The sequence below is a fragment of the Brevibacillus sp. DP1.3A genome (assembly GCF_013284245.2).
GTDB lineage: Bacteria > Bacillota > Bacilli > Brevibacillales > Brevibacillaceae > Brevibacillus.
This window is the reverse complement of the sequence record NZ_CP085876.1, coordinates 57,545-71,327: the sequence shown is the minus strand read 5'-3', so window position 1 is coordinate 71,327 and position 13,783 is coordinate 57,545. Positions and strand designations below refer to the sequence as shown.

Annotated in this window: 16 protein-coding genes and 1 tRNA gene; 9 read left to right on the top strand and 8 right to left on the bottom strand. The window is 47.7% G+C overall.

Going from position 1 to position 13,783, the window contains the following annotated elements:
* Window positions 1–175: 175 nt before the first annotated feature.
* Together HP399_RS00425 and HP399_RS00420 are read right to left on the bottom strand one after the other, a co-directional pair.
* Entirely contained in the window at window positions 176–1,312 is a 1,137-nt protein-coding gene (locus HP399_RS00425) for an MBL fold metallo-hydrolase (protein WP_173620778.1), read from the bottom strand.
* Between the two features lie 14 nt (window positions 1,313–1,326).
* On the bottom strand, window positions 1,327–1,908 hold the full coding sequence (locus HP399_RS00420) for a sulfurtransferase TusA family protein (RefSeq protein WP_173620779.1): 582 nt from the start codon (window positions 1,906–1,908) through the stop codon (window positions 1,327–1,329).
* 175 nt (window positions 1,909–2,083) lie between these two features.
* Here HP399_RS00420 and HP399_RS00415 point away from each other — a divergent pair, with 175 nt between their 5' ends.
* Window positions 2,084–2,512 carry a DUF4275 family protein gene (locus HP399_RS00415; protein ID WP_173620780.1) on the top strand — a complete coding sequence of 143 codons (429 nt, stop codon included), beginning with the start codon at window positions 2,084–2,086 and terminating at the stop codon, window positions 2,510–2,512.
* Between the two features lie 81 nt (window positions 2,513–2,593).
* Here the strand turns inward: HP399_RS00415 and HP399_RS00410 are convergent, their stop codons facing one another.
* The 3 genes from HP399_RS00410 to HP399_RS00400 form a co-directional block, all read right to left on the bottom strand.
* Window positions 2,594–3,907: a peptidoglycan D,D-transpeptidase FtsI family protein gene (locus HP399_RS00410; protein ID WP_173620781.1), complete on the bottom strand. Its 1,314-nt coding sequence runs from the start codon at window positions 3,905–3,907 to the stop codon at window positions 2,594–2,596.
* Window positions 3,891–4,421 (bottom strand): RNA polymerase sigma factor, encoded by a 531-nt coding sequence (locus HP399_RS00405; RefSeq protein ID WP_173620782.1) that lies wholly within the window; start codon window positions 4,419–4,421, stop codon window positions 3,891–3,893. The genes HP399_RS00410 and HP399_RS00405 overlap by 17 nt, the downstream gene beginning before the upstream one ends.
* A 144-nt stretch (window positions 4,422–4,565) precedes the next feature.
* Window positions 4,566–4,654, bottom strand: a tRNA-Ser gene (locus HP399_RS00400).
* A 159-nt stretch (window positions 4,655–4,813) separates the two neighbouring features.
* Between HP399_RS00400 and HP399_RS00395 the strand changes: the two genes are divergently transcribed.
* The gene (locus tag HP399_RS00395) at window positions 4,814–5,533 is read left to right on the top strand and encodes a pseudouridine synthase (RefSeq protein ID WP_173620783.1); all 720 of its coding nucleotides are present in this window, start codon (window positions 4,814–4,816) and stop codon (window positions 5,531–5,533) included.
* 39 nt (window positions 5,534–5,572) lie between these two features.
* Here the strand turns inward: HP399_RS00395 and tadA are convergent, their stop codons facing one another.
* Window positions 5,573–6,055, bottom strand: coding sequence for a tRNA adenosine(34) deaminase TadA (tadA, locus tag HP399_RS00390; protein WP_173620784.1), 483 nt, complete (start codon window positions 6,053–6,055; stop codon window positions 5,573–5,575).
* Window positions 6,056–6,238: 183 nt separating this feature from the next.
* Between tadA and HP399_RS00385 the strand changes: the two genes are divergently transcribed.
* The 6 genes from HP399_RS00385 (at window position 6,239) to nagE (ending at window position 12,221) form a co-directional block, all read left to right on the top strand.
* Window positions 6,239–6,736: a ribonuclease H-like YkuK family protein gene (locus HP399_RS00385; RefSeq protein WP_007719824.1), complete on the top strand. Its 498-nt coding sequence runs from the start codon at window positions 6,239–6,241 to the stop codon at window positions 6,734–6,736.
* Window positions 6,737–7,103: 367 nt separating this feature from the next.
* Window positions 7,104–7,961, top strand: coding sequence for a glucose PTS transporter transcription antiterminator GlcT (glcT, locus tag HP399_RS00380; RefSeq protein WP_173620785.1), 858 nt, complete (start codon window positions 7,104–7,106; stop codon window positions 7,959–7,961).
* 129 nt (window positions 7,962–8,090) lie between these two features.
* A complete protein-coding gene (locus HP399_RS00375; RefSeq protein ID WP_007719817.1) occupies window positions 8,091–8,588 on the top strand; it encodes a PTS sugar transporter subunit IIA in 498 nt (165 codons plus the stop codon).
* 30 nt (window positions 8,589–8,618) lie between these two features.
* Window positions 8,619–8,885: an HPr family phosphocarrier protein gene (locus tag HP399_RS00370; protein ID WP_144618346.1), complete on the top strand. Its 267-nt coding sequence runs from the start codon at window positions 8,619–8,621 to the stop codon at window positions 8,883–8,885.
* A gap of 31 nt (window positions 8,886–8,916) precedes the next feature.
* On the top strand, window positions 8,917–10,629 hold the full coding sequence (gene ptsP, locus HP399_RS00365) for a phosphoenolpyruvate--protein phosphotransferase (RefSeq protein ID WP_173620786.1): 1,713 nt from the start codon (window positions 8,917–8,919) through the stop codon (window positions 10,627–10,629).
* 152 nt (window positions 10,630–10,781) lie between these two features.
* Window positions 10,782–12,221 (top strand): N-acetylglucosamine-specific PTS transporter subunit IIBC, encoded by a 1,440-nt coding sequence (gene nagE, locus HP399_RS00360; RefSeq protein ID WP_173620787.1) that lies wholly within the window; start codon window positions 10,782–10,784, stop codon window positions 12,219–12,221.
* Window positions 12,222–12,513: 292 nt separating this feature from the next.
* Here the strand turns inward: nagE and HP399_RS00355 are convergent, their stop codons facing one another.
* On the bottom strand, window positions 12,514–12,726 hold the full coding sequence (locus HP399_RS00355; RefSeq protein ID WP_173620788.1) for a helix-turn-helix domain-containing protein: 213 nt from the start codon (window positions 12,724–12,726) through the stop codon (window positions 12,514–12,516).
* Between the two features lie 166 nt (window positions 12,727–12,892).
* On the opposite strand from HP399_RS00355, the gene HP399_RS00350 reads away from it, so the two are divergent.
* Window positions 12,893–13,249, top strand: a complete 357-nt coding sequence (locus tag HP399_RS00350; protein WP_228088427.1) for a helix-turn-helix domain-containing protein — start codon at window positions 12,893–12,895, stop codon at window positions 13,247–13,249.
* A gap of 103 nt (window positions 13,250–13,352) precedes the next feature.
* On the opposite strand, the gene HP399_RS00345 is transcribed toward HP399_RS00350, so the two are convergent.
* Window positions 13,353–13,700, bottom strand: coding sequence for a winged helix-turn-helix transcriptional regulator (locus HP399_RS00345; protein WP_039960453.1), 348 nt, complete (start codon window positions 13,698–13,700; stop codon window positions 13,353–13,355).
* Window positions 13,701–13,783 lie beyond the last annotated feature (83 nt).

The window sequence follows — 13,783 nt, the reverse complement described above, 5'->3', positions numbered from 1 at the left end:
TTCAAAAAGTCGGCTTTTCAGCACCGAGAAAGTGGCGAGAACCTGAAAAAGGAGGAGCGGAGTGTAGGGGACCTACATGAGCACCGGACTTTGAAGGTGAACGCCAATTTCGATGCCGATTCAACTTTCAGGACTACTTCGTGATCAAAAGACGATTTTTTGAACTACCTCTCCGTTATTTATCGTGAATGGCGCAGCGATTTGGCCCTACTTCCATCTCTTGTTGTTCCTCTTCGCTCGGTATTAATTTCCCCATGTTCACTTGACGAATTTCTTGATACGCATTCGGCTGCGGCGGTAAATGATGCGTAACGATATGCCGGAATTCACTTTCATCCGCAATCGTTAGCCCTGGATTTTTGCGATACAAGTCACCCAAAAGGGCAGATACGACACCCATTGGACCAAGCTCCATGTAGCTGCCAAAATGAGCAGGCAACACGACTAAATGCTCGGGAAGCTCTTTATATCGATTATACAAGGTGTTGTGCAGGTCTCCCACCCAATCTTCTGCTTTCCCAGCTAAATCCGGGCGTCCGATCGAAGCTACGAACAGACTGTCTCCCGTGAGAAAATACGTATCATCGACAATCAGTGACGTACTCCCGATGGTATGTCCGGGGGAATAGATCGGCAGGATCGCAATTTTGGTTGCACCCACCTGAATTTCCTGCCCTTCCTCTAGCTTACGATAGGAATGCGTAACTTCTTCCGCATCTTTTTCTGGAAGCCAATACGATGCATCGAGCCGATCTGCCAGCTTCTTTCCACCGGAAATATGGTCCGCATGTAGATGCGTATCGATGGTGTGCTTGATCGTCCATTGATGCTTTGCTGCAAATGCTTCGTACACATCCGTCATCCGCAATGTATCGACGACTGCCGCCTCCCCCCCTGATACGATCATGTAAGACAAGCAGCCTTTTCCAATGCGGACAAACTGATAAATCGCACCGCCATCACGGAGATCACCCACCTTCACTGGCTCCAGATGCTCACTCCACGCCTTCATGCCTCCTTGCAGGTAAGAAACATCGGCTAGCATCTCTGCGACAAAAATGGACGAGCCCTCTTTTGCACAGACAACCAACACCTTCTGTTTCACAGGGATTTTATCAAGAACAGCCTCCACCCCATCCAGCAAATCAAAGTAAGGGATGTTCATGCTCACTACTCGATGCCCTTCGATTTGCCAAGCCTCGTAATCGCTCGTATTGCGAACGTCGAGAATAAACAATTCCTCCTGCGCAAAGAGAAGCTGCGTTAGCACGTGTGCTGTCATTGCTTTCACGCTTGTTTGTTGTTCCATCATCTTTCTCTCCCCCCTTATTGTTTTTCTACCGGGCCATTCCAGCCGGACATACCCGGTACTACATTGGTGATTTTGGTAAAACCTTTTTCGGCCAGCAACTGGCAAGCCATGTCGCTGCGTTTGCCAGATCGGCAGATGAGATAGATGTCGTCATCGGGCTGTAACTCATCCATGCGCTGCTCTAATACTCCCAGGGGTATTGAAATGGCTATAGGAATGCGGTGAAAAGCGTATTCTGCCGGTTCCCGCACATCAATGAGCGTTAGCTTCTCGTTGGCTTCCAGCTTTTTTTGTAGTTCTTCATTAGAAATGGTCCGCAGGAAGTTCGTCTCCTCCTTCACCTCATGGGTACTCGCTTTTCGCAGGAAATGCTTCCATACTTCCCCCTCCTGAATCGTGCCCAAAAATTCATGACCCGTATTGTTTGCCCAGCTCTTCAGGTCAGCCACTGACCCTTTATCCGTCGCCTGTACCTCCATCACTTGACCCGGTAACATCTCTTCCATCGCTTTTTTTGTGCGTACGACAGGCATTGGACATGCCAAGCCTTTGCAATCTAACGTTTTATCAGCAGAAAAATTCGATTGTACGGACATGTTGTCTACCTCCTACGTTTTGAGTGAAAATGTGATCGATCAACCTTATACCTATACCCCTATGGGTATTATAATATGTGCCCAGTATTTCTTTGTCAATAGGCGAGACGTGACCGACCCACTCTTTCATACGTATTTTCTTAGAGATGAACTTGTACCAACATGGAGGCGCCCAATGAAACTAGCTGATCGGATGAAGGAGAAGAACACGAAGACAACGGAGCTGTCTATTTGGGGACCGTACTTACGGGAAGAATGGGAGAAGCATTTTGCGGGCCATCTGACCGAAGAAGATAAAGAGAGGATTTTTCTCAAAAATAAAGACGGCTACCAGGGGTATCTGTGGCATTTATTCAGCAATAAGCTGAGAGATTGTCTTGAACGCGAGGAAGCGGATGAAGCCTTTCAGCAAGTTGCCCATGAGTCGTACTATGTGTTTTACCAGCTTTCCAACGAAGTGTTGATCTTGGAAAATGCTACGGCGTTTTCTGTCGCGGACTTGGAAAAGGAATACGATGTGTACGTCGTGGATAAGGATTTTACGTGGACGTATGTGAAGACCCATGAAACCAAGTGGTGTGGACCTTATTTTTGTAGGAAGTAGCATAGGGAAAACAAAGAGAGGAAGCATTCGGATACCTTTAGGGGTATGCCGCTATGCTTCCTTTTTTGATGGATGGGTTGATTATCGTTCTTGTAGATACTGCAAACTGTTTTCCATGATTTCTTTGAAAGGGGGAGCAACAATTTCTTTCCCCCATAATCTTACCCAGAGGTCTGTATTCGGGTTATCAACAGCTATGTAAATCAATAGCTTTGGATCATCACTTGGTGCAAATCCGATAAACGAATACGTATATTTTCCTTCGATGAAGTTTCCTTGCTGGTCGCGTTTCTCTGCTATCCCTGTTCGCCCAGCGACTGTATGTTCTTTTATAGAAAAATCTCTACTCGAACCGGGGGGGGTTTTTACAACAGATTCTAAAATCTCTCGAACCTGTTTGGCTGTTTCCTCTGAGATGACTCTACGCCCTTTGTCAATGTGATTCCTTTCCTCCTTCGTAATATGTGGTTTCATCAATTCACCACCGTTGGCGATAGCCCCGACAGCAGCTACTTGTTGAATTGCAGAGGCAGAACCCCCAAGTCCATAAGCTACCATTGCCTTATGATAGGGAGTATCCATGTTTGGTATCTTTCCGGGCTGTTCATTGATTTGTTCAGTACCAGTTTTCGCTCCAAAACCGAAGCGTTCAAAATATTGCTGCAACGAATCATTGGGTATCTGTTCACTGAGCTTGGCAAAAGCGACATTCGAAGAACGTTGGATACCTTCTAAATACGTAATCTGTCCCCACCCTGCACCATTATTGTGGTCTTTTATAAACTTGCCTGGGGTAGTCTCGTAGGTTCCGGACTCGTAAGTTTCGTTGTCCTTATACTTCCCCTCTTCAATAGCAGCCGCCAACGTCACGATCGGAAATGCGGCCACAGGATCTGGTTTCGCTTTTACTATATCTGGAACCCGGTCATTGGTTTCCTGATTTTTCAGATTCCCCATCCCAAGAATTTCTCCGGTATTTGGATCGGTAACGATTACCGTCATATTTTCGAACTGATAGGCTTTGCTGGTCTTATGTATCGCTTCTTCTACATACTCCTGAATTTGTGAATCGAGGGTCAGAACAATATCTGCTTGGGATGTCGTTTCAGCGGCTAGTACCTTTTGACTCTCCTCTTTACTCATCTGTTGTGCGCTTGGCACGGATGGGGTTACCTCCGAAGGCATCCACTGATAAGCGATAAACAATAAAGCAAATGAAGCAACTGCTCCCCCGATGAACTTGGCATACTTTTTTCGCCTTTTCATTTGTACGAGCAGCTCCCTTTCTCGACGAATATGACTCGCGATTTCACGTCGTTTGTCCTCTTCCATCTGAAGCGATGGAAATGCTTGCAGCACTGTGCTTATCTCTTTTTCTTTAAAAGATGGCGTCATGTAGATTGACCTCCCTGCCGCTATTGCCCATTTGTTTTTGCAATTCCTTGATAGCTCGATGGAGCGTCGTGCTGACTTTTGCTTCACTCCAGCCCAAAATTTCTGCTGTCTCTACTGTAGATACTCCCTCTATCAATCGCAGGATTAGAACTTCTCGATACGTGCTTTTGAGATGATTCATCGCTTCATAAACTTCCTGCAATTGTTCCTTTAACACCAATGCCTTCTCAGGTGTACGCTCTTTGGAAGTGAGGAGTCGGAGGACGTTTTCGGGGAACCAGTCCATCATTTTTTGCTTTCGCCTATAATCGATCGCTGCATGGCGCGCGATGGTCAGAAGCCATGTCTTGGGCTGTGCCCTTCCTTCGTAACTTGATAAGGCTCTTAGCGCCTTCGTAAAAACTTCCTGGACTAAATCCTCTACATCTCTACGTCCGGTAAAATACGCGAGGTAATTGTAAATATCATGGCCGTATTGCTGGAACCATCGCTCTATTCGATCATCGGAATCCATTCGTACGCTCCTTTTTATGGGTTTGTACCTTATTAGACGCAAAAATGAGATTTGCTTACAGTTTTTGTGATATAAAAAAATGAAGCATACTTCTGCCTCACTGGCAAAAATATGCTTCATTCTCTTCGATCCGAAAAATCTAAGCGGAGAGAGTGGGATTCGAACCCACGCACGCCTCACGACGCCTAACGCATTTCGAGTGCGTCCCCTTATGACCACTTGGGTATCTCTCCATATTTGGTTTGTCAGAAACATTATCTACTATAGCAAAATACAGTCAAAAATGCAAGACTCATTCCTCTGCATCCCCCTTGATTTGCGCGGCTCATTAGGCCAAACTAATAACAGCACACACGATTGGTATCCGATCAGAAGAAAAGCGAGGAACATATATGAAACGTGAACGTTTGGACAAGGTGCTGGCCAATATGGCAATCGGCACACGCAAGGAAGTGAAAGCATTAGTGAAACAGCGACTGATCGTCGTGGACGGCGTTGTCGCAACAGACCCTGGGATGCATGTCATTGCCGAGGAACAGGAAATTCTTGTGGATGGAGAACCACTCAACTTTAAGCGCTGGGTATACGTTTTGCTGAACAAGCCGCCTGGAGTGGTTTCTGCTACAGAGGACAATGTTCATGAAACCGTAGTGGACTTGCTCCCGTACGAGTGGGCTATCAAGGTGCATCCGGTTGGCCGACTGGATATTGATACAGAGGGCCTCTTGCTCTTGACCAATGATGGTCAGCTCTCCCATAGCCTCTTGTCCCCGAAAAAGAAAGTGGACAAGGAGTACTTTGCACACATCGATGGCCGGGTCACTGAGCACCATGTACAGGAGTTCGCCAAAGGCGTGGAATTAGAGGACTTTACTACACTGCCAGCCAAGCTAGAGATTATCTCTTCGGGAGAAACATCAGAGATTCGTGTCACCATCATGGAAGGAAAGTTCCATCAGGTAAAGCGGATGTTTGCTGCTTTCGACCTGCAGGTCACCTATCTGCAACGGATTCGTATGGGCCCGCTTCACCTTGACCCGTCACTTGCCCCTGGTGAGTATCGCGAACTGACTGAAGAAGAGCTGCACATGCTGCAAAACGTAAACAAATAAAAACCGCCTGCATGCAGACGGTTTTTCCAGACAGCCCGGTCATTCCTGTACCGGCTGTCTTTTTTTTCGCAATCCACGAAAGAAGTCCTTGAGCATCTGCCCGCATTCCTCTGCAAGAACGCCCTCTATGACTGGCACCTGATGATTGAAGCGCGGCTCTTCCAGCAGGTTCATTAATGTCCCGGCACAGCCCGCCTTTGGATCACGAGCGCCATACACTACCTGTTCGATGCGGCTTTGAACGATTGCACCCGCACACATCGGACACGGCTCCAACGTTACGTACAGCGTACATCCGATCAAGCGCCATCCACCCAAGCGTTCACTTGCCTCCCGTATCGCGATCAATTCCGCGTGCAAGGTAGGGTCTTTTTGTGTTTCCCGCAAGTTGTATCCGCGACCTATGATTTCCCCGTCACGCACGATGACCGCACCGATCGGAACCTCACCAATCGCAGCGGCTTTCCGGGCCTCTTCCATGGCTTGTTTCATATAATAATCATGTTCATTTGCTTGTGTCACGTTTCCTAAAGCTCCTTCAAAAACAGTCTTTCGTCCCGAACAAACGGACCATTTTACCCAAACAAGTTGATTCAAGAAGTTTTTGTCCCTACCCGTTCACATACTATCTGCGAGATTACATACATTAATGATGTAAGGAAGAAGTATGCAAAAGATCGTTAGCCTCTTTCTGGAGGGATGTAAGTGGGCTTAACCTCTGCAAATACGTTATTTGATCGCTTTCACAGTCCGACTAGAGGTCTACTGGCAAAAGAAGAAGTGTTTTCCCACATCGAACATACCATCTCATCAATAGATGGTCCATTTGAAATTATTGTGGGGGCCGACTCCCAATTAAAAAGCCGCGGGACTTTTTTTGCCCTTGTTATCACGGTGATTCGTCCCGGTCATGGGGGTACCTTCTTTTATCACAAATTTCAGGAACGCCGGTATTCATCCTTGCAACAGCGTATATTTCAGGAAGCGATGTACGCAGTCGGACTTGCCACAGAAGTACGCCAATATTTGCGGGACCACCACTTAGATACTCCCATCCGCCTGCATTTTGATATCGGTACGAATGGCCCTACCCGTAAGTTTATCCAGTCTTTGTTGAGCTTAGCAGAAACCAACCACTTTCGTGCCGAAATCAAACCGAACTCCTTCTGTGCATCTACGATTGCCGACAAGTACACCAAGTAACAAAACAGGCGGATTGCTATGAGGCGTCCGCTTGGCTTTGTTTAGCCCTTATCCTGATGGTTCAAACAATTCGGGACAGGCTCTTGCATCTCCTGCCCACCGTGTTTTTTCACGTAAACAGGGTGATTGACAATGTACGAGACGTGAGCTATTATAAGCTTTAATTGAAGCGTTTTCACAAGGCGTGTTACTGGTAATGCAGGCATGAGCCGAGAAGATCTTTTTCTTGTTAAAAAGGTTTTTTCGGCTCTTTTTTCTGATTAACGTCATGGTTCGTCGGCGTTTTTCATTAAATTGGATGTGACCGCTTGCGGTAAGCAAATACGGTCATGGACCGTTTTTGTCTATCAAAAGGTGGTGGAATGGATTGTCCCGTGAAAAGGAAAAAACGTACGCAATTACGCGTGTGTTGAACCATAACGTCGTACTCGTGGAAGAACCCGGACCCGGACAAGAAATTGTCCTGTTCGGAAAAGGAATCGGATTTGGCGCAAAACCCGGGAATACCATCCCCGCCCATGACTCGCGAGTGGAAAAGCGCTTCAGGCTCGAAAATGAAAATCATCAGAAGCAGTATCAGAACATCTTGAGCCAAGTAGATCCTGCTGTCGTAGGAATTGCGGAAGAAATTATCGCTCTTATTGCGATAGAGATTACGCCAGAATTGAACGAACATGTCCACGTTGCCTTGCCTGACCATATCCAGTTTGCCATCTATCGGCTCAATAACGGTATGGAGATCGTGAATCCGTTCTTGTTCGAAATCCAGACGCTGTACACGAAGGAGTACGCGCTGGCGAATCGGGCAGCGGATATGATCAAAAACGCATTCGACCTGGACATTCCAGATAGTGAAATCGGATTTCTGGCCTTGCACATTCACTCCGCGATCAGCTACGTCCCAGTAAAAAAGGCTGTCCAATTCACCAACATCATCACGGAGTTGGTAAGCCTGATTGAAGAGCGAACAGCCATTACGATTGAACGCAGTACCATTGATTACGTTCGCCTCATTACCCATCTGCGCTTTGCCGTTGAGCGCATTCGTCAACAAAAATTCATCAAGAACCCGCTTCTGGACCGAGTCAAAACCACCATGCCAGAAGCCTACCAATTGGCAACAGAGCTGGCTCAATACATCTCCACCCGTCTCGAGATTGCTGTACCAGAAGACGAGGTTGGTTACATGGCTCTGCACCTTTATCGCTTATTACAACAAAATTAAATCATAATCCTGCGTGTTACTAGCTCGACTAGGCATGAGCGGTGAGATCATACGGACATAGTAAGTATGTCGTCGTATGAATTCAACCGTCTCATGCCTTTTTTGGTTCAGACGCAAAAGGAGGATACTATGCTACGCAGTCTTTTTTCCCGGAAAAAACAACAACAAGAGGTAACCTTTCTTGCACCATTAACAGGTACCGTACTCCCCCTGTCCGAAGTTCCTGATCCTGTATTTGCAGGTAAAGTCGTCGGTGATGGTGTAGCGATTTTGCCAAGTGCAGATACTCTCGTCTCCCCTGTCGATGGAAAGGTAACACATCTTTTCCCTACTCATCATGCTATCGGGCTGTCGACTGAAAGTGGTCTTGAGATATTGATGCATATCGGAATTGATACTGTGAAATTAAACGGGAAAGGCTTTACCCCGTTTGTCTCGGTTGGCGATCAAGTGAAAGCTGGCGACAAGCTCATCCAATTCGACAAGAGTGTACTGGAGGATGCGGGTTGTCCGATCGTAACACCGATCGTTATTACAAACGGTGATCGGGTTGCTGAACAAAATGTGGTGGCAAAAGCAACTGTGCAAGCAGGCCAAGAGCCACTTATGACTGTCGTCTTAAAATAAAGCGAAACGCATGGTTGAAGGAGGTACAACATGGTTCAATTTGAAGTAACCGTCAATGTAGAGGGTGGGCTCCACGCGAGACCAGCAGCTCTACTCGTGAATTGTTCGTCGCAATCTCAGTCAAAGATTACGCTGAGCAAAGGGACAAAACACGCAGATGGCAAAAGCATTCTCGGCATCATGACGTTGGGTGTCTCCCAAGGCGACACCCTGACCGTTCAGATCGACGGAACGGATGAACAAAACGTAGCCACTGCGATTCAGCAGCTATTGGAGCAATCCTCGTCAAACATATAGTGTAAACGACGGACAGGAAGGTGAAGGATGTATGTTAAAAGGAATCCCGGTATCCGCTGGCATTTCGATAGCCCCTGTTTTACGACTCACACACGAAACAGCCATCACGCAGGCAGAGTCCACCACTCCAGTGGATACGACTCAGGAGCTAGGACTACTTAGCAAGAGCGTAGAGCAAGCACGCGAACAGCTAGAAAAGCTAAAAGAACAGACAGAGGAACAATTAGGCTCGGAAAAAGCGGCCATCCTCTCTGCTCATATTGCCTTTTTGGATGACCCGGCATTTGTTGGGGAGATGAGTGCGCTCATCGAAAATCAACAACTGGTGGCATCTGCCGCCGTCTCGCAAGTAGCCGATCAGTTCATCGCTCTCTTTGAGAGTATGGACGATGCTTACATGAAAGAGCGCGCGGATGATATTCGTGATGTGAGCCGCCGTCTGATTCGAAATATTTCGGGCGGTGACACCGTCATCTCCTACCCGGAAGAGCCATTTATTCTGGTTGCATGGGACGTCACCCCATCCGAAACGCTTCAACTTCCGCTCCAACATGTCCGAGGAATTGTCACGGCAAAAGGCGGCGCTACCTCTCATGCAGCCATATTGGCACGCTCTCTCGGAATTCCCGCTGTCATGGGTGCAGGCGATACCTTAATGGAAAAAGTAGACTCCGGAAGTTTGCTGATCATCGACGGAACCTCTGGACATCTGATTGTTTCGCCTGATGCGGATACACTGGCTGCCTATCAGGAAAAGGCCGCGCAGGAAGAAAAGGAACGCCAATTGTACGAAGCCATTAAAGAACTGCCTGCCGAAACAACCGATGGCCACCGCGTTCACCTGATGGCAAACATGGCTGTGCCAGAAGAATCAGATGCGCTGATCGCATCTGGTGTAGAAGGAATCGGTTTGTTCCGCTCCGAGTTTTTGTTTATGGATCGCAGCACCCTTCCCGATGAGGCCGAACAATTCGCAGCATACAAACATGTAGCCGCTGCTTTTGGCGACAAGCCGGTCATCATTCGCACCTTGGATGTCGGTGGCGACAAGCATTTGCCGGCACTCGCGCTTCCACAGGAGGAAAACCCGTTCCTTGGCTTCCGCGCAATGCGCATCTCGTTAGCCAGACCGGAATTGTTCCTGGTGCAATTACGTGCTCTCTTACGTGCTAGTGCATTTGGTCGCCTGCTGATCATGTTCCCGATGATTTCCCATCTGGAGCAGCTGCGTGAAGCCAAACGATTACTGGAGCAAGCGAAAGCAGAACTGCGGGCAGAAGGAATCGCTTTTGACGAGAAGATCGCAGTAGGCATGATGATGGAGATTCCGGGTGCCTGCCTGCAAGCAGATGCGTTTGCGAAAGAGGTAGATTTTTTCAGCATCGGCACGAATGATCTCGTTCAATATACCCTGGCTGTAGACCGGATGAATGCCAATATCGCCGATCTGTACAGCTACTACCATCCGGCCGTATTACGATTGATTTCCCAAGTCATCGAAGCTTCCCATAGGGCGGGCATTTGGACTGGGCTGTGTGGGGAAATGGCGGGAGATCCGTTAGCTACCAAGCTCTTGCTCGGATTGGGACTCGATGAGTTCAGCGGTGCCGCTTCAGTCATGCCAAAAGTCAAAGAACGTATCCGTTCCACCAGCGTAGAGGAAGCCAAACAACTGGCCGAGCACGTTCTTACACTCTCTACTGTAGACGAGGTCGTTCAATATCTGAAAGACAAAGCCTTATAAAAGGTTTTGTCACCCAAGTAGCGAAAGCGCTTTCAACATATCGATCAGAATGGTCTCTCTCCGGCTTATTCCTTGTGCCCTCATCATTTTGCCATTCATCCGGAGAGCGGCTTCCCTGATAAATTCATTCCATTCCAAGGAGGTTTTATCCTATGCTCGCTTTTCTGCAAAAGATTGGGAGAGCCCTCATGCTCCCGGTCGCAACGTTGCCAGCCGCAGCGATTTTGCAAAGCTTTGGTCTTCTCAAATTCGAGAAGGACCTCAATCTCGGCGCCTTTGGTGCATTCATGGACTCGTACATCGCTCCGCTTTTGGCTGCTGGCGGTGCAGCCATTTTTGACAACCTGGCATTAATCTTTGCTGTCGGTGTTGCCATTGGCTTGGCTGGAGATGCTGTTGCTGCTTTGGCCGCTGTCATTGCCTACGTCGTATTGACGAAAGTACTTGCAGCTGTTCCTGCTGCCATGCCTTTCATCGCGGACGATTTAAAACTGAACATGGGTGTCATCGGTGGTATTATGGCGGGTGGTATTGCAGCGTTTTTCTACAACCGCTACCATTCGATCAAGCTGCCAGAATGGCTAGGCTTCTTTGGTGGAAAACGCTTCGTCCCGATCATCACTTCTCTTTCCATGGTTGTCGTCGGCTTGATTTTCGGGATCATTTGGGGGCCGATCCAGATTGCCCTTGACTCATTGGGCTCTTGGATCGTAGGTCTCGGCGCAACAGGTTCTTTCTTGTTCGGATTCTTCAACCGATTGCTCGTTCCATTTGGTCTGCACCACGTACTCAATGCGATTGCCTGGTTCCAAATCGGTGACTTTACCGATGCGACAGGAAAAGTCGTACACGGCGACTTGCATCGTTTCTTTGCGGGAGACCCATCAGCAGGAATGTTTATGACTGGTTTCTATCCGATCATGATGTTCGCACTTCCTGGAGCGGCTTTCGCTATTATTCACTCAGCGCGCCCTGAAAAACGCAAAGTAGTTGCTTCTATGTTTATTGGTGCAGCTCTCGCTTCGTTCCTGACCGGGATTACCGAGGTAGTTGAATTTGCGTTCATGTTCGCTGCTCCACTCCTGTATTTTGTTCACGCGATATTGACGGGTGTGTCCGGGTATATCGTGACCTCTCTGGGTATCAAGCACGGCTTTGGATTCTCAGCGGGTCTGATCGACTACGGCATCAACTACCACCTCTCTACGAATGCTTGGATGATCATCCCGATTGGTCTGGCATTCGCCGTGGTCTACTACGCCCTGTTCCGTTTCCTTATCGTAAAGCTGAACCTCAAGACGCCAGGACGTGAGGATGACGAAGATATGACAGCTACAGCTAAGGGAAGGAACAATTCGATGCAGGATAAAGCGATCCAAGTGCTCACTCACATTGGTGGAAAAGAAAACATCGTTAGCGTAGACGCTTGCATCACTCGTTTGCGTCTCGTCTTGAAGGACGACAAGAAGGTCAATGACAAAGCTTTGAAGGACCTCGGTGCAGCAGGTGTTATGCGACTGGGTCAAGGAAGTGTGCAAGTCGTCTTCGGAACCCATTCGGAGCTGCTAAAAGAAGAGATCAGCAAGCTGTAACATATAACGAAAGCCCGGTCACGGCGAAGTCCGTACCGGGCTTTTTTCTGTTTCCTGAATGGGTAACGGACGCGACCCGGCATCATTCCCATCATGTGTCCTACTATATGGGCATCGCGCGTTATTTTCCAACTCCTTTTCAAACATGACCAAGCGCTCGAGAAATCCCTCGCAAGCCGGCATACTCTGTGGCGCCATCATTTCAATTTCGTAAGCGACAGTCTTTCTCCATATTTCCAGCTGCCTTCTATTTGCCTCCCAAGCGTTCAAGCCCCCCACCCCTTTTGCTAAATCAGCAAACCAACCTAATAAAAAAATCAAGCATGTTACATCGTAGTTTTTTAGCCAACACTGGCAGATGATTAGCCTTGAAATCATATTCTCCCTTCTCGTACTTCAAGTATGTCGAGGCATTTCGAAACCCGAGTGCTTCCGCCATTTCTTGCAAGGTCAGTTTGCACTCATTACGTCTTTGCGCGATAAACGGGAGGTTGAGTCGTTCCACCAGTCATCTCCTCCTGATTTGCAAAAATGGCAAATATTTATAGTTACATCATATCCTTTCAATTTTAGCAAAGTCAATACAGATTTTGTCATATTAGCAATCTTGTTTTTTCCGTTTTGGAAAATTGTTAGAATGGAATTGCCAAAACGATAAAGGTGGTCTCACGATGTCCATAATTGGTCAACGCATAAAATGGCTACGCGAGCAAAAACAATGGTCACAACTTCAATTAGCTGAAAAGCTGGGCATACATAATACGGTACTTTCGCGAATCGAGTCAGGCGAAAAGAAAGGCGTCGATTTTCATCTGATTTCCAAAGTCGCAGATTTATTTGAAGTATCCACTGATTTTCTCCACGGGCGCACGGAGGAACCATCTTGGAAACGCGGTTCTGTCCGGGAAACACCAGCGACCTTCTTAGATGTCGATGGCCTGTCAGAGGACGAGCTGGTTGAGGTCAAGCGCCATATTGAATTTTTAAAGTGGAAGGCTTTGCAAGAAAAGAACGAAGACCCTTCTTGAAGATTTGAAGATGAACGGATAACAGAAAAACCCCTGTCTCCAGGGGTTTTCATCGTGGCAAGCGTCAGGCATACTCTCCTGATGCTTTTTTATATAGGCTGTGTTATTCTTCGCTGTCGTTAGCCATTTCATCTGCATTCAACTCGATCCAGCTCTGCGACCAAGACTCAATTCCTTTGAGCACTGGAGTCAGAGCTTTTCCCATCTCCGTTAAGGAATACTCTACGCGGACAGGAGCAGAATCAGTAAACACCTGCCGATGCACGAGTCCTTCCTTCTCCAAATCCTTCAAACGCTCAGAAAGTAGCCTTCCGCTTACTGGCAGGGCCCCTTCCAATCCACAGAAGCGCTGTGGTCCCGACAACAATTGGTATAAGATTAGACCTGTCCATCGCTTCCCCAACAACTGCATACCTTTTTCGAACTTGGGACAGAGGGTAGACTGTTTCATAGGTATCACCTCATTCTCCCTCCAGTATACCGCTCTTTGTTCAATCCATCAAAACCAATGATGTGAATCCACCTTGAAAATTA